This is a genomic window from Blastococcus sp. SYSU DS0552 (assembly GCF_054050815.1).
The window spans coordinates 88,530-108,479 of sequence record NZ_JBJHAB010000011.1; the positions used below are offsets into that span (position 1 = coordinate 88,530).

The 19,950-nt window shown below is 75.0% G+C and carries 17 protein-coding genes; 6 read left to right on the forward strand and 11 right to left on the reverse strand.

What is annotated here, in order from left to right:
* Window positions 1–15: 15 nt before the first annotated feature.
* From ACI8AG_RS12955 to ACI8AG_RS12965, 3 genes are read right to left on the reverse strand one after another with little or no spacing between them, the layout of a single operon-like run.
* Complete coding sequence (locus ACI8AG_RS12955) at window positions 16–903, reverse strand: haloalkane dehalogenase (RefSeq protein WP_456597367.1); 888 nt, start codon at window positions 901–903, stop codon at window positions 16–18.
* 10 nt (window positions 904–913) lie between these two features.
* Window positions 914–1,543 carry a DinB family protein gene (locus tag ACI8AG_RS12960; RefSeq protein WP_456597368.1) on the reverse strand — a complete coding sequence of 210 codons (630 nt, stop codon included), beginning with the start codon at window positions 1,541–1,543 and terminating at the stop codon, window positions 914–916.
* 38 nt (window positions 1,544–1,581) lie between these two features.
* Complete coding sequence (locus tag ACI8AG_RS12965; RefSeq protein WP_456597369.1) at window positions 1,582–2,307, reverse strand: class I SAM-dependent methyltransferase; 726 nt, start codon at window positions 2,305–2,307, stop codon at window positions 1,582–1,584.
* A 219-nt stretch (window positions 2,308–2,526) separates the two neighbouring features.
* Between ACI8AG_RS12965 and ACI8AG_RS12970 the strand changes: the two genes are divergently transcribed.
* Window positions 2,527–3,279 (forward strand): MerR family transcriptional regulator, encoded by a 753-nt coding sequence (locus tag ACI8AG_RS12970; protein WP_456590282.1) that lies wholly within the window; start codon window positions 2,527–2,529, stop codon window positions 3,277–3,279.
* Window positions 3,280–3,344: 65 nt separating this feature from the next.
* Here the strand turns inward: ACI8AG_RS12970 and ACI8AG_RS12975 are convergent, their stop codons facing one another.
* Window positions 3,345–4,334 carry a glycine betaine ABC transporter substrate-binding protein gene (locus ACI8AG_RS12975; RefSeq protein ID WP_456597370.1) on the reverse strand — a complete coding sequence of 330 codons (990 nt, stop codon included), beginning with the start codon at window positions 4,332–4,334 and terminating at the stop codon, window positions 3,345–3,347.
* Window positions 4,335–4,504: 170 nt separating this feature from the next.
* Here ACI8AG_RS12975 and ACI8AG_RS12980 point away from each other — a divergent pair, with 170 nt between their 5' ends.
* A complete protein-coding gene (locus ACI8AG_RS12980; protein ID WP_456597371.1) occupies window positions 4,505–5,587 on the forward strand; it encodes an FUSC family protein in 1,083 nt (360 codons plus the stop codon).
* Window positions 5,588–5,590: 3 nt separating this feature from the next.
* Here ACI8AG_RS12980 and ACI8AG_RS12985 read toward each other — a convergent pair whose 3' ends face one another.
* Both ACI8AG_RS12985 and ACI8AG_RS12990 read right to left on the reverse strand, forming a co-directional pair.
* Window positions 5,591–6,385, reverse strand: a complete 795-nt coding sequence (locus ACI8AG_RS12985) for a methyltransferase domain-containing protein (RefSeq protein ID WP_456597372.1) — start codon at window positions 6,383–6,385, stop codon at window positions 5,591–5,593.
* A gap of 148 nt (window positions 6,386–6,533) precedes the next feature.
* Window positions 6,534–8,036 carry a glycerol-3-phosphate dehydrogenase/oxidase gene (locus tag ACI8AG_RS12990; RefSeq protein WP_456597373.1) on the reverse strand — a complete coding sequence of 501 codons (1,503 nt, stop codon included), beginning with the start codon at window positions 8,034–8,036 and terminating at the stop codon, window positions 6,534–6,536.
* Window positions 8,037–8,074: 38 nt separating this feature from the next.
* Between ACI8AG_RS12990 and ACI8AG_RS12995 the strand changes: the two genes are divergently transcribed.
* Window positions 8,075–9,727 (forward strand): FAD-binding oxidoreductase, encoded by a 1,653-nt coding sequence (locus ACI8AG_RS12995; protein ID WP_456597374.1) that lies wholly within the window; start codon window positions 8,075–8,077, stop codon window positions 9,725–9,727.
* 72 nt (window positions 9,728–9,799) lie between these two features.
* On the opposite strand, the gene ACI8AG_RS13000 is transcribed toward ACI8AG_RS12995, so the two are convergent.
* A complete protein-coding gene (locus ACI8AG_RS13000; RefSeq protein WP_456597375.1) occupies window positions 9,800–10,567 on the reverse strand; it encodes an SDR family oxidoreductase in 768 nt (255 codons plus the stop codon).
* A gap of 107 nt (window positions 10,568–10,674) precedes the next feature.
* Here ACI8AG_RS13000 and ACI8AG_RS13005 point away from each other — a divergent pair, with 107 nt between their 5' ends.
* The 3 genes from ACI8AG_RS13005 to ACI8AG_RS13015 all read left to right on the forward strand — a co-directional run bounded on the left by ACI8AG_RS13005 (window position 10,675) and on the right by ACI8AG_RS13015 (window position 14,880).
* Window positions 10,675–11,898, forward strand: a complete 1,224-nt coding sequence (locus ACI8AG_RS13005; protein WP_456597376.1) for an arginine deiminase — start codon at window positions 10,675–10,677, stop codon at window positions 11,896–11,898.
* Window positions 11,899–12,067: 169 nt separating this feature from the next.
* A complete protein-coding gene (locus tag ACI8AG_RS13010) occupies window positions 12,068–13,567 on the forward strand; it encodes an MFS transporter (protein WP_456597377.1) in 1,500 nt (499 codons plus the stop codon).
* Complete coding sequence (locus tag ACI8AG_RS13015; RefSeq protein WP_456597378.1) at window positions 13,564–14,880, forward strand: M20/M25/M40 family metallo-hydrolase; 1,317 nt, start codon at window positions 13,564–13,566, stop codon at window positions 14,878–14,880. The genes ACI8AG_RS13010 and ACI8AG_RS13015 overlap by 4 nt, the downstream gene beginning before the upstream one ends.
* Window positions 14,881–14,957: 77 nt before the next feature.
* Here the strand turns inward: ACI8AG_RS13015 and araA are convergent, their stop codons facing one another.
* The 4 genes from araA to ACI8AG_RS13035 are packed head-to-tail and all read right to left on the reverse strand — an operon-like array spanning window position 14,958 to window position 19,939.
* Complete coding sequence (gene araA / locus ACI8AG_RS13020; protein ID WP_456590269.1) at window positions 14,958–16,469, reverse strand: L-arabinose isomerase; 1,512 nt, start codon at window positions 16,467–16,469, stop codon at window positions 14,958–14,960.
* A gap of 14 nt (window positions 16,470–16,483) precedes the next feature.
* A complete protein-coding gene (locus ACI8AG_RS13025; RefSeq protein ID WP_456590268.1) occupies window positions 16,484–17,164 on the reverse strand; it encodes an L-ribulose-5-phosphate 4-epimerase in 681 nt (226 codons plus the stop codon).
* Window positions 17,161–18,864 (reverse strand): xylulokinase, encoded by a 1,704-nt coding sequence (locus tag ACI8AG_RS13030; RefSeq protein ID WP_456597379.1) that lies wholly within the window; start codon window positions 18,862–18,864, stop codon window positions 17,161–17,163. Before ACI8AG_RS13030 ends, ACI8AG_RS13025 begins: the two co-directional genes overlap by 4 nt.
* Window positions 18,865–18,898: 34 nt before the next feature.
* Window positions 18,899–19,939 (reverse strand): LacI family DNA-binding transcriptional regulator, encoded by a 1,041-nt coding sequence (locus ACI8AG_RS13035; RefSeq protein ID WP_456590266.1) that lies wholly within the window; start codon window positions 19,937–19,939, stop codon window positions 18,899–18,901.
* Between the last annotated feature and the right edge of the window lie 11 nt (window positions 19,940–19,950).

Sequence of the window (19,950 nt, forward strand, 5' to 3'; positions counted from 1 at the left end):
GCGCGGCCGTGGCGACTAGCCCAGGGTCGGGATCCAGTCCGCCACCGCGCGGCCGATCTCGTGCGGCGAGTCCTCCGGCACGAAGTGGCTGCCCACGACGGTCACCTCGGTCAGCGCCGGCCAGCTGCGCACCACCTCCCGCTGGCGGCCGACCAGGATCGATCCCGGGTCGGCGTCGATGAACAGCTTCGGGACGTCGCTGCTCGCGAGCCACGCCCCGTACCGCTCGACCCGCTCCACCACGGCCGCGGGCTCGCCTTCGAGCGGGATCGACCGCGGCCACTCCAGGGTCGGCCAGCGGTCCGCGCGCTCGCGGAACGGCGCCCGGTAGACCTCGTGCGCCTCCGGCGTCAGCCCGCGGGCCACCGACGCTGGCAGGATCCGCTCGACGAACACGTTCTTGTCCAGCACCGCCGCCTCGCCGTCCGCGCTCCGCATGAGCTGGAAGATCTTGCGGGCGTCGGCGGGCCAGTCGTCCCAGGTCATCGGCGTGACGATCGCCTCGGTGAAGGCGATGCCGCGGACCCGGTCCTGGTGGCGTTCGGCCCAGTCGAAGCCGAGCCCCGAGCCCCAGTCGTGCAGGACGAGGGTGACGCGGTCGCCGACGAAGACGCGGTCGAGGAACTCCTCCAGGTACGCGGCGTGCGTCTCGAACGAGTACGTGCCGGGGCCCGGGTCGGGGAGCTTGTCCGACTGCCCCATGCCGATGAGGTCGGGGGCGATGCAGCGGCCGAGGTGCTGCACGTGCGGGATGACGTTGCGCCACAGGTAGGACGACGTCGGGTTGCCGTGCAGGAAGACGATCGACTCCCCGGTGCCGACGTCCACGTACGCCATCTCGGCGCCCTTCACGGAGATCCGGGTGCGCGGGAACGGGTCGTCGGGTGAGATCTCGTCAGCCATGCGGCGATCCTCACCCCGCGGCGGCGGGACCACCTCCGGAACCACCGGACCTGGCCGCCGCCGCGCGCGCGGCGGCCTCGATGCGACCCCGGTAGGTGGCCCACTCCTCCGCGGTGCGCTCGGGCAGGTTGGCGTTGCCCGCGCTCAGCCCTGCCGCGCCGTCCAGCGTCTCGCGGAGGATGTCGGCGTGGCCGGCATGCCGGGCGACCTCGGCCGCCACGTGGACCAGGAGGGTGTGCAGCGTGGGGCGCCGTCTCTCCTCCGACCACCAGGGGACCTCCCCCACGGCGTCGAGCGGTAGCGCGTCGATCGTCGCGTCCGCGTGCGCGGCCGAGAACCGGTAGAGCTCGATGATCTCCGCACGGGACTCCTCGGCGGTGGCCCACATGTCGGCGTCCTCCTCCCCGTCGCCGTCCCACGGGTAGGCCCGGCCGCTCGGCCGGCCGAGCACCTCGCCGAAGTAGCCCAGTTGCACGTACGCAACGTGCTTGAGCAGGCCGAGCAGGTTGGTGCCGGTCGGCGTCAGCGGCCGGCGGACGGCGTACTCGTCGAGCCCGTCCAGCTTGGCGAGGAGGCTGTCGCGCCCTTGCCGCAGGTAGGTGTGCAGGACGGTCTTCTGGTCCGGGTCGGTCGTCTCCATGCCGGCACCCTGCCGCAGCAGGGTGACGAATCGGACCGCTACGACGGGCTCTGCCTGCTCCCGGCGCCCGGCCGGGCGACGAGCACCCGGAACAGGTTGTGCAGCCGGTAGCCGTCCTCGCCCGTGCGATAGGGCTCCAGGTGCTCCAGCACGGTGTCGCGCAGGACGTCCGGCTCGGCCTGCCGCGTGGCGGCGCGGCCCAGCGGGGTCGCCAGGAGCGGGACGAGCAGCTCGTCGGCGTCGGCGTAGCCGAAGGGCACGAGCACCTCGTGCAGCTGCTCGACCACCAGCCCGGCCCGCTCCGCCATCGCCCGCAACCGGGCCGGCTCGCTCACCGCCGGCGTCCGCGCCGGGCGGCCGGGCGCCAGGGCCTGCTGCAGCACGCGCAGCTCGCACTCCCGGTCCCGCCCCCACACCGTCGCGGCGACGACGCCGCCGACGCGCCCGGCCCGGCGCAGCACCGCGACCGGGTCGGCGACGTGCATCAGCAGCTGCACGGCGGCCACCACGTCGAACGGCCCGGGCGGCGGGTCCTGCGCGTGCCGCACCAGGAAGGTCCCGCCGGGCACCTCCGCCGCGGCCTGCGCGACGGCATCCGCGTCGAGGTCGACGCCGGTCACGCCGGCGCCGCGGTCGGCCGCCGCCCGCGCGAACAGCCCGGCGCCGCAGCCCAGGTCGAGCAGGCGGGTGCCGCGGCCCACGCCGGTGGCGTCGAGGACGGCCTCGTGCAACGGCGCGCCCCAGCCGCGCGGTTCCTCGCTCACCGGGTCGACCCTAGGCGGCGCCCCGTCCTCGGGAGGCCGGCCCCGGCCGCGAGGCCCGGCAACCGCGCCGAGTGCGACGAACTCGTGGTCATCAGCGCCTGATGACCACGAGTTCGTGACACTCGACGGGTCGTGGCCACCACGTCGTCCATGAACGGGCTTGACCCTGACGCGACGTCAGGCTGTTGCCTGCAACGTGTCAGGAGAAGGGAGGACCCGATGAACGTGGGTGAGGTCGCGGCGCTGGCCGGCGTCACGGTGCGCACGTTGCACCACTACGACCGGATCGGCCTGCTGTCGCCGTCAGGACGGACGTCGGCCGGCTACCGGCAGTACGCGCCGGCCGATCTGGAGCGGCTGCACCAGGTGCTGCTCTACCGCGAGCTCGGGTTCCCCCTCGAGGAGGTCGCGACGCTGCTCGACGACCCGTCCGCCGATCCCGTGGAGCACCTGCGCCGGCAGCACCGGCTGCTGCGGGACCGGCTGGAACGGACGTCGGCGATGGTCGCGGCCGTCGAGAAGGAGATGGAGGCACGTGCCATGGGGATCTCGTTGACCCCGGAGGAGCGGTTCGAGGTGTTCGGCGACTGGCTGCCGGAGGAGTACGCCGCCGAGGCCGAGGAGAAGTGGGGCGACACCGAGGCGTGGGCGCAGTCGCAGCAGCGGACGCGCGCCATGACCAAGGACGACTGGCTGCGGGTGAAGGCCGAGTCCGACGACGTCGAGCGCCGGTTCGCCGAGGCGCTCACCGCCGGCGTGCCCGCGGACTCGGAGCGGGCGATGGACCTCGCCGAGGAGCACCGGCAGCAGATCAGCCGGAACTTCTACGACTGCCCGCCGGAGATGCACGCCGGGATCGGCCGGATGTACGTGGAGGACGAGCGGTTCACCGCGTACTACGAGCGGATCGCGCCCGGCCTGGCGCAGTACGTGAGCGCCGCCGTCCAGGCGAACGCCGCGCGCCAGGGCTGAGCAGGCATGTGCGCCGGTGCCCGGTGTCCCGCACCGGAACCGGGCGCCGGCGCACACACCCGGGGTCACCCGCGGGTGACCAGCCCCTCGGAGACCATCCAGTCCAGCGCGACGTCGGCGGGCTCCTCCCCGTCGACGTCGACCCGCGCGTTGAGCACCTGCAGCACCTCGTCGGTCAGCAGCGGGGTGATCCGGCCGAAGAGGTCGGCCAGCTCGGGGTGCTCCTGGAGGGTCTCGGTCAGCACGACCGGGGAGACGTTGTAGGCCGGGAAGAACTGCCGGTCGTCCTCGAGCACGGTGAGGTCCAGGGCGGGGATGCGGCCGTCGGTGGTGAACACCTCGCCGAAGTTGCACAGCCCGTCGTCGGTGGCCTCGTACACCGCCCCGGTGTCCAGGATGCGGATGTTGTCCCGCGGCACGCCCTGCGGGTCCCCGAGCGGGATGCCGTAGGTCTCCAGCATCGGGGCCAGGCCGTCGTTGCGGCTGGCGAACTCCGACTCCACGCAGAACGTCCGCTCCTCGACCGGGAGCTCGGCGATGCCGGAGAGGGTGGAGATGCCGCCCAGCTCGGGCACCGCCTCGCTGCGGACGGCGAAGGCGTAGGTGTTGTTCGCCTCGGCCGGCGGCAGCCACGTCAGGCCGTTGGCCGCGTCGGCGTCCCGCACCGCCGCCCACTGCTCCTGCGGGTCGGGGATCGGCTCCGCCTCGCCGAGGTAGGAGAGCCAGGCCGTGCCGGTGTACTCCCACTCCATGTCGATGTCGCCGTCGACCATGCCCTGGCGGGCGGGGACGGAGCCGGGGATGTTGGTCCGGTCCACGACCTCCAAGCCGGCGACCTGCAGCGCGATCACCGCGATCTTGCCCAGGATCAGCTGCTCGGTGAAGTTCTTGGCGCCCACGACGATCTCGGCGCCCTCGGCGCCGTCGATCGGTTCGATGCTGCCGGGTGCCGACGGCGGGGTGTACTGCGTGGCCGCCTGGAGACCGCAGCCGCTGGTCGCCAGGCAGCCCGCGACGACCAGTGCGACGAGTCCGGCGGGCGGGCGCGCACGCATCAGAGTCCCTTCGGCCGGGCGACGTGCTCCACGACACGGCCCAGCCACGGTAGCGGCTGCCGCTCCCCGGGCACCCGGTCAGGTCGGCGTCACCCCGTCGGGCGCGCGCCGCGCCGCACCCCCCGGACCCGGCGCGCGCCCGAGCCGCGGCACCGGTCATCCTGGGCGGGATGAGGGCCGTATGGGTGTGGCTGCACCGCCCGGCGGCGCAGCGAGGGGTGCGGGCGGCGGTCGCTGCGGGGCTGGCCTGGCAGGTGGCGGTCATGCTGCCGCCGCTGCTGTCGGAGTACGCCTACTACGCCCCGCTCGGCGCGGTGATCGCCGTCCACCCGACGATCGCCGACTCGGCGAGCGCGGCGTGGCGCAGCGTCCTCGCGATGCTCATGGGCTTCGCCCTGGCCTACGCCGTGTACGAGCTGACCCGGACCGTCCCGGACGCCCTGACGATCGCGCTGATCGTCGCCCTGGCCATCGGGGTCGAGCAGTGGCGTCGCCTCCTGCGGGACCAGGCCGCCTGGGTCAGCTTCGCCGCGGTCCTGATGATCACCGTCGGGGCCGGTCAGCCCGGGCCCTACGTCCTGCGGTACGCCGGCCTGACGCTGGTCGGCGCCGCCATCGGCGTCCTGGTCACCGCCGTGCTCTTCCCACCCCTGCAGCTCACCCAGGCCGTCGACCGGATCGCCGCCACCCGCGCCGTCCTCGCCGAGCACCTCTCCGACATGGCCGGGACGCTGCGCGAGGGGCAGGTCCCCGATCCGGGCGAGTGGACCGAGCGCAACCGCCGGCTGGACGGCGCGCTGGACCGTATGCGGGCCGCCGAGCGCCAGGTCGACCGGGCCCGCCTCGCCAACCCCCGGGCCCGCCGCTGGAAGGGGCGGGCCGAGAGCATCCGCGCCGAGTCCCGTGCGGTCGACCGGGTCGCGGTGCTCGTCGACGACCTCACCTCGCTGGTCGTCGAGTTCCACCCGCACCGGCGCGGCATCGACCACGCCGACGCCGGGACCGGCTGGGTGCTCGCCGAGGCCCTGGACGGGCTCGCCGACGTGCTCCGCGCCGGCGAGGGGACGGCGCCCGACGAGCGCGACGCCCGGCTCGCCCGCGCCGTCGACGCGCTGCACCGGCTGGTCGGCCTCGTCCGGAACAGCACGGTCTCCGACGACGAGGGCTTCTTCGCCCTCGGCGCCGTCGCCGTCGGGGTCCGCCGCAGCCTGTCGGCGCTCGGCGCGCAGGACGGTCTGCGCGCCCCGGCGTGAGCTTCAGACGCGGATGAGCAGCTCGCCGTGCAGCATGCCCAGCCAGCCGTCGTCCGCGCCGGCCCAGCGCAGCCACGCGTCGGCGATCCGCTGCAGCTCCCCCGGCGTCGCCAGCCCGTAGGCCAGCGCCTGCTCGGCGAAGGACGACGCCGTCGCCCGCCCCGCCCACGAGGTGCCCCACCACTCCCGCTCGGCCGGGGTCGCGAAGCACCACGCCGACGCAGACGCCGTGAGGTCCCGCAGCCCGGCGGCGTGCGCCCAGCCCACCAGCCGGCGCCCGGCGTCGGGCTCGGCTCCGTTGTGCCGGGCGACCTGCTGGTAGAGCGCCAGCCAGCGGTCCAGCCCGTCGTCGGCGGGGAACCAGGTGGTGGCGGCGTAGTCGACGTCGCGCACGGCGATCAGCCCACCCGGCCGGCAGACCCGCGCCATCTCCCCCAGCGCGGCCACCGGGTCGGTGAGGTGCTGGAGCACCTGGTGGGCGTGGACGACGTCGAACGAGGCGTCGGGCAGGTCGAGGGAGTAGACGTCGCCGACGGCGAAGGTCACCGCCACGCCGGCGCGGGCGGCGGACGCCCGCGCCTCGTCGAGCGGGTCCGGGGAGACGTCGAGCCCCAGGACGCGGCCGGGCGCCACCCGCGCGGCGAGGTCGACCGTGATCGTCCCCGGGCCGCAGCCGACGTCGAGCAGGTCGAGGCCCGGGCGCAGCGCCGGCAGCAGGTAGCCCGCCGAGTTCTCCGCCGTCCGCCAGCGGTGGGACTGCAGCACCGGCTCGGCGTGCCCGTGCGTGTAGGTGTCCACGCCCGCATCGTGCACCGTGGTCCCACTGTGCGAAACAGCGTTCCCATTGTACGAGACGACGCCCGCTCCGGGAGTGCTCCGCGCGCTCCCCGGGTCGCGCAGCACCCCCGGACCACGCGCAGGACCCCCTGAGCGCGTCCCCGCCGGATCAGCCCTCGGCGAGCACCTGCTGGGCCACCGGCACCGCCCGCTCGCGGTCGGCCGGCACCAGACCCATGCGGGTGCGGCGGTCGAGCAGGTCGGCCACTGTCCGCGCGCCCTCGTGGCGGACGGCGAAGCGCAGCTCCCCCACCGTCTCCGGCCGCCCGGCCACCACCAGCGCCGGCCCGAGCGCCTCGACCGCCGGCGCCTCGGTGCCGTACCGGGCCACCAGCCGGGCCGGGGCGGCCACCCGGTCCAGGGCCACCCGCGGCGCCGCTCCGACCAGCGGCAGCCGGGCCGTGACCGAGCGGGTCGCGCCCCGCCCCAGGCGGCTGACCACGGCGTCGACCGCCTCCTGCGCCATCGCCCGGTAGGTGGTCAGCTTCCCGCCGACGACGGAGAGGACCGGTCCGTCCCACACCAGCAGGTGCTTCCGGGAGAGGTCGGCGGTGCTGCTCCCCGGCCCGGTGCCGGCGGATTCCGGCAGCACCAGCGGCCGGTAGCCGACGTACGCGCCCACCAGGTCCGCAGCCGTCAGCGGCTCGGCGAGCACCTGGTTCACCGTGTCCAGCAGCAGCCGCACCTCGGCGTCGGAGGGCACCGCGTCGTCGTCGGGCACCGGCCCCTCCACCGGCTCGTCGGTGAGCCCGAGGTACATCAGCCCGTCGGGCTGCGGCAGCGCGAAGACGTACCGCGACCGGGACCCGGGCAGCGGCACGGTCAGCGCCGCCGCCGGCGAGCCCAGCCGCACGCCCGGCACCACCAGGTGGGAACCGCGCGAGGGCACGAGCCGGAGCCGCGGCGCCAGGCGCTGCGCCCACACCCCGGCCGCGTTGACCACCGCGCCGGCCCGCACGGTCAGCGACCCCTCGTCGGTGGTGACGTGCACGTCGGCGCCGTCGACGGCGGTGACCGTGGCGCCGGTGAGGATGCGGGCCCCGTGCGCGGCCGCCGTCCGGGCCAGGGCGACGACGAGGCGCGCGTCGTCGGTCAGCTGCCCGTCCCAGAAGACGACGCCACCGCCCCCGGCCCGCACCCCGGGCACCAGCCGGCCGACGTCGGCGGCGTCCACGCGCCGGGTCGGGGGCAGCGAGCCCCGGCCGCCGGGCACCGAGAAGCGCACCGCGTCACCGAGCCGCCCGCCGAGCCCGGCGAGGGCGGTGACGTCGCGGCCGGCCGCGTCGGGCACGAGGAACGGCAGCGGGCGCACCAGGTGCGGCGCCGTCGCGCGCATGAGGACGGCGCGCTCGCGGGCGCTCTCCCGCGCCAGCCCGATCTCCCCGTGCGCCAGGTAGCGCAGGCCGCCGTGCACGAGCTTCGACGACCACCGGCTGGTGCCCGCCGCCAGGTCGGTGCGCTCGCACAGCAGCACCGAGAGGCCGCGCGACGCGGCGTCCAGCGCCACCCCGGCGCCGGTCACACCCCCGCCGACCACCACCACGTCGACGGTCGCGCCGGCCACCTTCGCGAGGTCCCGGGCCCGCCGAGCGGGTGACAGGGAGCCGATCACCTGGCTGTCCAGCGCTGCGGCACCGGCAGACTGTAGCCGTGCCCGAGCAGCCGGAACTGACGATCCAGGGCTGGGGCCCGCGCCCCGCCCCCCAGGGCGACGAGAGCCCCGACGGCGCCCTGACCAAGGCCGCGCGCCGCCACCTCACCCGCGAGCTGGGCTGGGAGCCGCGGTCCACGCCGCCCGTGCCGGTGGCGCAGATCCGGCTGGCGCCCTGCCGGCTCCCCGAGGAGGACCGCGCGGCGCTGGCCGGCCTGCTCGGCGAGGAGCACGTGCGCACCGACCGGGAGTCGCGGCTGCGGCGGGCCGGCGGCAAGAGCTACCTCGACCTGCTGCGCCGGCGGGAGGGCGACGCCTCCGACGCGCCCGACGCCGTGGTGCTGCCCGGGACCACCGAGGAGACCGCCGCGCTGCTCGCGCTCTGCAGCGAGCGCGGCATCGTCGTGGTGCCGTTCGGCGGCGGGACCAGCGTCGTCGGCGGGCTGGCCGGCGTCGACCCCGACGACCGGCCCGCCATCGCCGTCGACCTGTCGCGCATGTCGTCGGTGCAGGCGCTGGACGTGCCCTCCTCGCTGGTCACCGTGGGCCCGGGCATGCGCGGGCCCGCCCTCGAGCAGGCGCTGGCCCAGCAGGGCCTCACCTTCGGCCACCTGCCGCAGAGCTGGGAGTTCGCCACGCTCGGCGGCTACGCCGCGACCCGGTCGGCCGGGCAGTCCTCGACCGGGGTCGGCCGGTTCGACGACCTGGTCGCCGGCCTCACGCTGGCCACGCCGTCCGGGGTGCTCCAGCTCGGCTCCCCGCCCGCCTCGGCCGCCGGCCCCGACCTGCTCGGCCTCGCGCTGGGCTCGGAGGGCACCCTCGGCGTCATCACCGAGCTGACGCTGCGGGTGCGCCCCAAGCCGTCGGCCAGCGCCTACGAGGGCTGGTCGTTCCGCACCTGGCCGGCGGGGCTCGCCGCGCTCCAGCTGCTCGCCCGGCACGACCTGCTGCCCGACGTCGTCCGGCTCTCCGACGCCGACGAGACCCGCGCCAACCTGCTCATGGCCGCCGGCGCCGGGGCGAAGGCGCTGCGCGGCAGCCTGCGGGCCCGGGGGCGCGGCGAGGGCTGCATGCTCGTCGTGGGCTGGGAGGGGGTGCCCGACCTGGTGCGCGCCCGGATGCGGGCCGCCGCCTCGCTGCTGCGCGACGGCGGCGCCGTGCGGCTCGGCCGCCGGGTGGGCGACTCCTGGCGCCGGCACCGGTTCGAGGGGCCGTACCTGCGCGACCGGCTGATGGACGGCGGCCTGCTGGTGGAGACCCTGGAGACGGCGGCCACCTGGACGGCGCTGCCCACCGTGTACGACGCCACCCGCCGCGCGCTGCAGGGCTCGCTGACCCGCGGCGGGCACCGGCCGCTGGTGCTGGCGCACGTCTCGCACGGGTACGCCACCGGCGCGTCGCTCTACCTGACCGTGATCGCCGACCGCGACGACGCGCTGCCCATCCAGCAGTGGCTCACCGCCAAGCGGGCGGCGACCGACGCGCTGCTGGCCGCCGGCGGCACGCTCACCCACCACCACGCCGTCGGCGCCGACCACCGCCCGTGGCTGGAGCGCGAGATCGGGCCGCTGGGCGTGGAGGTGCTGCGGGCGGTCAAGCAGCGGCTCGACCCGCACGGCATCTGCAACCCCGGCGTCCTGCTCCCCGACTGAACGGGCGAGATCTGCACACTGACCCCCATCAGCGGCCTGATGAGGGCCAGTGTGCAGATCTCGCCCGGTGGTTCAGGCGGTCGTGGCGATCCCGCCGTCGACGGGGATGACCGCACCGGTCACGTAGGAACCGGCCCGCGACGAGAGGTAGACGACGACGCCCGCCATGTCGTCGGGACGCCCGATGCGGCCCAGCGGCGACTTCGCGGCGATCTCGGCCCCGAAGGCGTCCAGCGTGGCGGCCATCATCTTCGACTCGAACGGCCCCGGCGCCACGGCGTTGACGGTGATGCCCTTGGGCCCGAGCTCCTTGGCGAGCACCCGGGTGAGGTGGTGCAGCCCGGCCTTGCTCGCGGCGTAGGAGTAGGTCGGCATCGGGTTGACGTGCAGGCCGTCGATGCTGCCGACGTTCACGATGCGCGCCGGGTCGCCCTCGGCGGCCGCGGCCTCGAGCTTCGGCAGGAAGGCGCGGGTGAGGAAGAACGGCGACTTGAGGTTCAGGTCGAGCAGCTTGTCCCACGCCGACTCGGGGAAGGTCTCCAGCGGCTCGCCCCAGGTGGCGCCGGCGTTGTTCACCAGGATGTGCACCCGCTCCTCGGAACGGCCCACCTCCTCGGCCAGCCGCACGCACTCCGCCTCCGTGGAGAGGTCGGCAGGGATCGAGACGGCGGTGCCGAACTCGGCGAGCTCCGCGACGGCGGCGTCGCCGGCCTCGGCCTTGCGGGAGCTGAGGTAGACCTTCGCCCCCGCCTGCAGCAGCCCCCGGGCCATCATCAGGCCGATGCCGCGGGTGCCACCGGTGACCACAGCCACCTTGCCGGTCAGGTCGAACAGGTCCACGGGTACCTCCGGTTCGGCGTCGCGGCGCCGTCGTCGGCACCACCTCCGGCACCCTAACGAGGGCCGCAGCGGGCGGCGCCGGAGCCAGGTGTGCCAGCCTGGCTCCCATGATCGGATCCGCCGCGACCCCGGGCGCCACGAGCGAGGTCGGCCCGCTGCGCACGGTGATGCTGCACCGGCCCGGCCCCGAGCTGCGCCGGCTGACGCCGCGCAACAACGACCAGCTGCTCTTCGACGGCGTCCCGTGGGTGGCCCGGGCGCAGGAGGAGCACGACGCGTTCGCCCAGGCGCTCACCGACCGCGGCGTCGAGGTGCTGCACCTGGCGACGCTGCTGGCCGAGGTCCTCGCCTTCCCGGCCGCCCGGGCCGAGCTCATCGGCGCCGCCGTCGACGATCCGCGGCTGGGCGCGACCCTGCAGCGCGACGCCACCCGGCACCTGGCCTGGCTCTCCCCCGAGGACCTGGCGACGGCGCTGATCGCGGGCCTGGCGCACGACGAGCTGCGCGGCCACGGGCTGGCCTACCAGCTCATGGACCGCTCGGACTTCGTCGTCCCCCCGCTGCCCAACCTGCTGTTCACCCGGGACTCCTCGGTGTGGATCGGCGACGAGGTGGCGGTGACCTCGCTGGCGATGCCGGCGCGGCACCGGGAGAGCACGATCACCGAAGCCATCTACACCCACCACCCGCGCTTCGCCGGGTCCGAGCAGCTGTACGGGCCCGGCCTGGAGCACCTGGAGGGCGGTGACGTGCTGCTGCTGGCCGAGGGCGTCGTCGCCGTCGGGGTGGGCGAGCGGACGACACCGGGCGGCGCGGAGCGGCTGGCGCGGCGGCTGTTCGCCCGCGGCCTGGCGCACACGGTGCTCGTCGTCCCGATCGCCCAGGAGCGGGCGACCATGCACCTGGACACCATCGCCACGATGGTCGACGTCGACGCGATGGTCATGTATCCCGCGGTCGCCGACTCGCTGGTCGCCTGGACCGTGAAGGCTCCGTACGGGATCGCCGACGACGCCGACACCACCGACCTCGCCGTCACCGGCCCCCAGCCGTTCCTCACCGCGGCCGCGACCGCGATGGGCATCGACAAGCTGCGGGTGATCGACACCGGGCTGGACCCGGTCACCGCCGAGCGCGAGCAGTGGGACGACGGCAACAACACCCTGGCCCTGGCCCCGCGCCTGACGGTCGCCTACGAGCGCAACACCGTCACCAACGCCGCACTCGAGGCCGCCGGCATCGAGGTGGTGCGGATCGCCGGCTCGGAGCTCGGCAGCGGCCGGGGCGGCCCGCGCTGCATGTCCTGCCCCGTCTCCCGCGCCCCGCTCTGACGCCGGGCGCACGACACCGGGCGCACGACACCGGGCGCACGACACCGGGGACGGCGGCGCGGCGCTCCGACCGGGGGACTCTCCGCACCGGAGCCCCCACCGGCGTGATCGCGACCACTACGCTGCCAACTTCCCGCGCCGGGCCCGGCGCTCGGCGAAGGGATGCCTGGTGGCACGCACGGAGACGGCACGGCGGACCGGCCGGATCGCGGGGATCGGCGGAGGGCTCGTCGGCTACCTGGTCTTCGTCGAGTTCACCAGCGGCGTGCTGCAGGGCTACTACGTCCCGCTGCTCACCGACATCGCGCGTTACCTCGGCGTCAACGACGCCGACGTCAACTGGCTCGAGGCCGCCCAGCTGATGCTCTCGGCCATCGCCGTGCCGGTGCTCGCCAAGCTCGGCGACCTGTACGGCCACCGCCGGGTGCTGCTGTGGTCCGCCGTGGTCGTCGCGCTGTCCACGGTCGTGCTCGCCTTCGCCCAGAGCTTCCCGCTGTTCCTGGCCGCCTGGGCGCTGCAGGGCATGTACGTGGTCTGGCTGCCGCTGCAGGTGGCGCTGATCTGGGACCGGTCGCGCCGGACACCGGGGGCCGCGAGCCAGACCCGCCGCGCGACCGGGTTGATCGTGGCCGCGCTGCAGGCGGGCGCCATCGTCGGCGCGCTCGGCGGCGGGCAGATCGGGCAGAGCCTGGCCGGCACCTTCTGGCTGGTGCTCCTGGCCCCGCTGGTCCTGGTCGTCGGCGTCTGCGCGATCGTGGCCTTCCGCGTGCCGGAGAGCGAGGACCGCACCGGCGGCAGCGTCGACGCGACGGGCGCGGCCCTGCTGAGCCTGGTGCTGCTGGTCATCACCGGCGGGCTGAGCTTCGTCCGCCTCAACGAGGATGCGCTGTGGCCGTGGGCGGTCACCGCGCTCGGCCTCGTGCTGCTCGTCCCGTTCGTGCTGTACGAGCTGCGCCAGGACGACCCGCTGGTCGACTTCCGGGTCCTGCGCAGCTCCTCGATGTGGCCGGTCCAGCTGACCGCCGGCCTCTTCGGCATCAGCGTGCTCGGCGCCCAGGGCCCGCTCTCCACGTTCGCGCGCACCGACCCGGAGGTCTACGGCTACGGCCTCGGGCTCTCCACCAGCGAGGTGTCCATCGTCATCGGTGCCTACGTCGTCTCCATGCTGGTCGGCGCCAGCCAGTTCTCCCGGGTCAGCCGGCTGACCACGCCCCGTCGCACGCTGATCGGCGCGGCGACCCTGACCGGCGTCGGCTACCTGCTGCTGGTGCCCTTCCACGACACGCTGGCGCAGATGCTGGCCTGCATCGCGATCGCCGGCCTCGGCTCCGGCGCGCTGGTCGCCGCGCTCCCGGCGGCGGCCGCCGCAGCGGCGCCGGTGGGCCGGACGGCCGTCGCCACCGGGCTGACCAACACCACGAAGGTGCTCGGCGGGTCGTTCGCCTCCGCCGCCTTCGCCATCGCGCTGGCCTCGAACGTGCCGCTGCTGCCCGACGGGTCGGCGGGCACCGCCGGCTCGCTGTCGGGTTACATCACGGTCTGGGTGGTCTGCGGGACGACGGCGCTGCTGGCCGCGGTGGCGCTGGTGTTCGTGCCGCGGCTGGCCTTCTCCGACGGACCGGTGACCGACCAGCCCCTGCCCACGGCGGACGAGAGGAGCCGGGCGTGACGACCGGAGCGGCCGAACGGCTCGCGGAGCTGATCCGCATCCCCACCGTCTCCTCCCGCGACCGCGAGCGGGTCGACCAGGCGGTGTTCGCCCGGTTCCGCGACCGGCTGGCCGAGCTCTACCCGGCCACGCACGAGGTGCTGGAGCGCGAGGTGCTGGGCGACGGCGCCCTGCTGTACCGGTGGCGCGGCACGACCGACGAGCCGCCGCTGGTCCTCATGGCCCACTACGACGTCGTCCCCGTCGACGGCCAGGAGTGGAGCCGCGACCCGTTCTCCGGCTCGATCGAGGACGGCGTCGTGCACGGCCGCGGCGCCATCGACGACAAGGGCTCGCTGGTCGCGATCATCGAGGCGGTCGAGTCGCTGGCGGCGGCCGGCTTCACCCCGCGCCGCGACGTCCACCTCTCCTTCGGCAACGACGAGGAGGTCGCCGGGGTCGGTGCCCAGCTGGCAGTGGACTCGCTGCGCGCGCGGGGGATCCGGCCGTGGGCCGTGCTCGACGAGGGCGGCGCCGTGGTGAGCGGCATGTTCCCCGGGGTGCCCGGGCAGATCGGCGTCGTCGGGCTCGCCGAGAAGGGCCTGCTGGACGTGGAGCTGGCCACCAGCGACCCCGGCGGGCACGCCTCCTCCCCTACCCGTAACGGCGCGCCGGCCCGGCTCGCGCGAGCGATCGTCGCCCTGGAGGAGCACCCGTTCCCGGCCCGCCTCAACGACGTCGTCCTCGGCATGATCGAGGCCGTGCGGCCGAAGGCGCCCGCACCGGTGCGCGCCGTCCTGGGCCGGGCCCGCCGGCTGCGGCCGGTCCTGGCCGCCGTCCTGTCCCGCGCCGGCCGCGAGGCCAACGCCATGGTGCGCACCACCGTGGCGGTCACCCAGCTGGAGGGCAGCCGGGCGGCGAACGTCCTGGCCACCCGGGCGACGGCGCACCTGAACATCCGGATCGCCCTGGGTGAGACGGTGCAATCGACGGTCGACCGGCTGCGCCGGGTGATCGGCGACCCGGCCGTGGAGGTGCGGGTGGTCTCGGGCAGCGACCCGACGACGATCTCCCGGGCCGACAACGACGCCTTCGCCGCCATCCGGGGCTCGGCGCTGGCCGTCTACCCCGACGCGACCGTGGCGCCCTACGTGATGGTGCAGGCCAGCGACGCCCGGCACTTCCACGCCATCAGCGACAGCGTGTACCGGTTCATGCCCTTCGACCTCAGCCGCGAGGAGCTCGGGGCGCTGCACGCCGCGGACGAGCGGATCCGGGTCGAGACGCTGGAGCGGGGCGTCGAGTTCTTCCGGCACCTGATCCGCGGCCTCTGAGCGCACCGTCCTCAGGACGGTCGGGCCCTGCCCACCAGGGTGGGCAGGGCCCGACTGCGCGCGGAGGGCCCCGCCGGTCAGATCCCGGCGGCCAGCCGGTGGTACGCGGCGCTCCAGCGCAACTCCTTGGCCAGCGACCGGCGGGTGGTGTCGCCGTCGATGACCACGAGCTCCACGCCGAACACCTCGGCGAGGTCGGTGAGCACGTCGGCGTCCAGCGCGGTGGACAGCACCGTGTGGTGCGGGCCGCCGGCGGTCAGCCAGCCCTCGGTGGAGGTCGCGAAGTCCGGCCGCGGCTCCCAGACCGCCCGCGCCACGGGCAGGTTCGGCAGCGGCTCGGACGGCGGGACGACGTCGACCTCGTTGGCCACCCAGCGGAACCGGTCGCCGAGGTCGGCCCAGCCGATGACGACCCCCTCGCCGGGAGCGGCGGTGAAGACCAGGCGGGCCGGGTCCTCCCGGCCGCCGATCGAGAGCGGGTGCACCTCGAGCCGGGGCCGCTCGCCGGAGATCGTCGGGCAGACCTCGAGCATGTGCGCGCCGAGGATCTTCGGCCGGTCGGAGGCCAGGTCGTAGGTGTAGTCCTCCATGAACGACGTGCCACCCGGCAGGCCGGCCGCGGCCACCTTGAGCACCCGCAGCAGGGCGGAGGTCTTCCAGTCGCCCTCCCCGCCGAAGCCGAAGCCGTCGGCCATGAGTCGCTGCACGGCCAGCCCGGGCAGCTGGCGCAGTCCGCCGAGGTCCTCGAAGTTGGTGGTGAAGGCCCCGAACCCGCCCTCGGTGAGGAACTGCCGGAGCGCCAGCTCGATCCGCGCCTGGTAGCGGACCGAGTCGTGCCGCTCCCCGCCCGGCCGGACGTCGGCGGCCAGCTCGTAGAGGTCGCCGTACTCCTGCACCAGCGCGTCGACGTCGGCGTCGGCCACCTGGTCGACCACGGCGACCAGGTCGTTGACCCCCCAGGTGTTCACCGACATGCCGAAGCGGAGCTGCGCCTCGACCTTGTCGCCCTCGGTCACGGCGACGTCGCGCATGTTGTCGCCGAAGCGGGCCAGCTTGAGGTTCCGGGCGGCCGCGGCCCCGGCGGCCGCGCGCACCCAGGAACCGACCCGTGCCCGCACCGCGGGGTTGTCCACGTGGCCGGCGACGGTGGTGCGCGGCTGGCGCAACCGGGTGAGGACGAACCCGTACTCGCGGTCGCCGTGGGCGGCCTGGTTGAGGTTCATGAAGTCCATGTCGATCGTCGCCCACGGGAGGGCGGCGTCGGCCTGGGTGTGCAGGTGCAGCAGCGGCTTGCGCAGGGCGTCGATCCCGGCGATCCACATCTTGGCCGGCGAGAAGGTGTGCATCCAGGTGATCACCCCGATGCAGGACGGGTCCTCGTTGGCCTCGCCCATCGCCCGGCGGATGGCGCCGGCGTCGGTGAGCACCGGCTTCCACACCACCTCGGCGGGAATCTCGGCGGCCGCGTCGAGCGCGACCGCCACCCGGCGGGACTGGTCGGCCACCTGCTGCAGCGTCTCCTCCCCGTACAGCCCCTGGCTGCCCGTGAGGAACCACACCTGCGCCCCGGCGTAGGGGTCCTGTGCCACGAAGTCGTCCTTCCTCAGCGCTGTCCGTAGACGTTCTGGTAGCGCGCGTAGAGCGAGTCGATGTCCGACTGCGCGATGGGGATCGGCTCGCCCAGCTGCCGGGACAGGTGCACGGTGCGGGCGACGTCCTCGGTCATGACGGCCGCCTTGACGGCGGCCCGGGCGTCCCGGCCGATGGTGAAGACGCCGTGGTTCTGCATCAGGACGGCGGGTGAGCGCGACCCCGACAGCGTGGCGACGACGCCCTGACCGATCGAGTCGTCCCCGATCAGCGCGAAGGGGCCCACCGGGATCGGGCCGCCGAACTCGTCGGCCATCGCCGTCAGCACGCACGGGATCTCCTCGCCGCGCGCGGCCCAGGCCGCGGCGTACGGGCTGTGCGTGTGCACCTGGCCCCCGACCTCCGGCATGTGCCGGTAGACGTAGGCGTGGGCGGCGGTGTCCGACGAGGGCGCCTTCACCCCGTCGACGACGGCGCCGTCCAGGTCGCAGACGGTGATGCCCTCCCAGGTCAGCTCGTCGTAGGAGACGCCGCTGCCCTTGATGACGAACAGGTCCTCGCCGGGCACGCGGGCCGAGACGTTCCCGGCGGTCCAGGTGACCAGCTCGTACCGGGTCAGCTCGCCGTGCAGCGCGGCGACGTGCTCGCGCAGTTCCCGGTGGGTGCCGCGCTCGGTCAGGGTCGGGCTGCTCATGCCAGGTGCTCCTCCTTCGGGACGGGGGAGGTCGTCGGGGCGTCGGCGGCCCGTCCGCGGCCGACTCCCACGTGGTCGACGGCGGCCTGCTCTACCGGCAGGCCGGCCAAGTACCGCTCCATGAACGCGTCGAAGCCCGCGACGTCGACCGGGTCGGGCTCGGCGGTCTGCAGGTTCGTGCCGGCGAAGACCGCGGTGTCCAGGTAGTCGGCCAGGCCCTGCTCCGGGGAGCGACCGGTCGCGAAGGCGGCGAGGACGGCCATGCCCCAGGCACCCCCCTCACCGGCGACGTCGCCGACGGAGACGGGGGTGTCGATCGCGGCGGCCAGGAAGCGCTGGGCGACGCCCTCGGTCTTGAACATGCCGCCGTGGGCGAACATCCGGTCCAGCCGCACGCCCTCGGCCTTCTGCAGGACGTCCATGCCGATCCGGAGCGTGGCCAGGGAGGAGAACAGGTGGGTGCGCATGAAGGTGCCCAGGTCCAGCCTGCTGTCCGGCGACCGCAGGAAGAGCGGCCGCCCCTCCTCCAGACCGGTGATCGGCTCCCCGGAGAGGTAGTTGTAGGCGAGCATCCCGCCGCAGTCGCTCTGCCCGTCCAGCGCGGCGGTGAAGAGGGTCTCGAAGACCTTCCCCGGCTCGGCGTCGGAACCCAGCGCCCGGGCGAACTCGGTGAACAGCCCGGCCCACGCGTCCAGCTCGCTGGCGCCGTTGTTGCAGTGCACCATCGCCACCGGGTCGCCGGCCGGTGTGGTGACCAGGTCCAGCTCGCGGTGCACCGCGGCGAGCTCCCGCTCGAGCACCACCATGGCGAAGATCGACGTCCCGGCGGAGACGTTGCCGGTGCGCGGCGCGACCGAGTTCGTGGCGACCATGCCGGTGCCCGCGTCGCCCTCCGGGGGGCAGAGCGGGATGCCGGGGCGCAGCCGCCCGGCCGGGTCGAGGAGCCGCGCGCCCGCCGCGGTGAGCGTGCCGGCCGGCTGCCCGGCGACGGCGATGGCCGGCAGCAGCTCGGCGAGGGTGACTTCCACCCCGGCCTCGGCGGCCAGCTGGTCGAACCGGGCCAGCATCGCGGCGTCGTAGCCGCCGGTGGTGGCGTCGATGGGGAACATGCCGCTGGCGTCCCCCACGCCGAGCACCCGCTCCCCGGTGAGCTGCCAGTGCACGTAGCCGGCGAGGGTGGTCAGGTGGTCGAGCCGGGCGAGGTGCTCCTCGCCGTCCAAGATCGCTTGGTAGAGGTGCGCGACGCTCCACCGGTGCGGGATGTTGACGCCGAACTCCGCGCTGAGCCGCTCGGTGGCCCGCCCCGTGTTGGTGTTGCGCCAGGTGCGGAACGGCGCGAGCAGCTCACCCCGGGCGTCGAAGGCCAGGTAGCCGTGCATCATCGCCGACACCCCGAGCGCACCGGCTCCGGTCAGCTCGACCCCGTGGCGGCGCCGCACGTCCTCGGCCAGGGCCGCGACGCTCTGCTGCACGCCCGACCAGACGGCGTCCAGCGAGTACGTCCACACGCCGTCGACCAGCTGGTTCTCCCAGTCGGAGCTGCCGACGGCGAGCGGAGCGTGGTCCGGGCCGATCAGCACCGCCTTGATCCGCGTCGACCCGAGCTCGATGCCCAGCGCCGTGCGGCCCGCGGTGATCGCCTCGCCGGGGTCCGTGCCGGCACCGGCGCCGGCCGTCACGGCGTCCGCCTGCTGCCCCATCGGGTCTCCTCCGGGTGATTTGTGAGCGTTCACATCAGCCTCTCACGGCGGGCGGGGAGCCCGCACTGGCCCGCACCACCAGGCTCGGCGGAACAGGGTCGGGATGCGGGGACTCGCCCCGGATGCGGCCGAGCACCAGGTCCACGCCCCGTCGGCCGAGCTCGGCGAAGTCCTGCCGGATCGTGGTCAGCGGCGGCACGAAGTACGGGGCCTCGGGCAGGTCGTCGAAGCCCACGACGCTCACGTCGCCCGGCACGGTGAGCCGGGCGTCGTGCAGCGCCGCCAGCAGACCCAGGCTCATCTGGTCGTTGGCCGCGAAGACGGCGGTGATCTGCTCCCCCGCGCGCCGCCGGGCCACGAGCTCCTCGCCGGCGGCGTACCCGGAGGCGGGCGTCCAGTCGCCGCGCGGCAGCTCCTCGGGCAGCCATGCACCGGCGGCCGCGAGCTCCGCGCGCCACCCGTCGGCGCGGCCGCGGGACTCCTGGGAGTCCGCCGGGCCGGGCAGGTGGTGCACCGTCGCGTGCCCGAGGTCCAGCAGGTGCCGCACCGCCGCCCGCGCCCCGGCCTCCTGGTCGATCGCGACGGCCGGCCGCCCGTCCGCCCCGCCCACCTGGACGGCGACCAGGGGGACCGGCGGCTCGAGCCGGCTCACCGCGTCGGCGGCGTCGTCGTACGTGGACAACGCCACGACCGCGTCGACACCCTGGGCCACCAGGTTGTCGACCGACTCCCGCATGGCGTCGGCGGTGGCCTCGTCGAGGATCGCCACCGACAGCGCGTACCCGGCCGCCCGGGCGGCCCGCTCCAGGCCGATCATCATCTGCGCCGGGCCGTACTGGGCGATGTTGACCGTGACCAGGCCGATCGTGCGGGTGGTGCCGGTGACCAGCGCCCGGGCCGCCCGGTTCGGGCGGTACCCGAGCTCGGCGATCGCCCGCTGGACCCGCTCGCGGGTGAGGGGCGCGACGCTCGGGTGCCCGTTGATGACCCGGGAGACCGTCTGGTGCGACACCCCCGCCCGCGCGGCCACGGCGGCCAGCCCCGGGGGGCGGGACCCCACGACCTCGGCTGTCACGCCCGCTCCTC

Coding starts and splice junctions, on each gene's coding strand:
- ACI8AG_RS12955 (WP_456597367.1), bottom strand. CDS start 903: ATGGCTGACGAGATCTCACCCGACGACCCGTTCCCGCGCACCCGGATC.
- ACI8AG_RS12960 (WP_456597368.1), bottom strand. CDS start 1,543: ATGGAGACGACCGACCCGGACCAGAAGACCGTCCTGCACACCTACCTG.
- ACI8AG_RS12970 (WP_456590282.1), top strand. CDS start 2,527: ATGAACGTGGGTGAGGTCGCGGCGCTGGCCGGCGTCACGGTGCGCACG.
- ACI8AG_RS12975 (WP_456597370.1), bottom strand. CDS start 4,334: ATGCGTGCGCGCCCGCCCGCCGGACTCGTCGCACTGGTCGTCGCGGGC.
- ACI8AG_RS12980 (WP_456597371.1), top strand. CDS start 4,505: ATGAGGGCCGTATGGGTGTGGCTGCACCGCCCGGCGGCGCAGCGAGGG.
- ACI8AG_RS13005 (WP_456597376.1), top strand. CDS start 10,675: ATGATCGGATCCGCCGCGACCCCGGGCGCCACGAGCGAGGTCGGCCCG.
- ACI8AG_RS13025 (WP_456590268.1), bottom strand. CDS start 17,164: ATGAGCAGCCCGACCCTGACCGAGCGCGGCACCCACCGGGAACTGCGC.
- ACI8AG_RS13030 (WP_456597379.1), bottom strand. CDS start 18,864: ATGGGGCAGCAGGCGGACGCCGTGACGGCCGGCGCCGGTGCCGGCACG.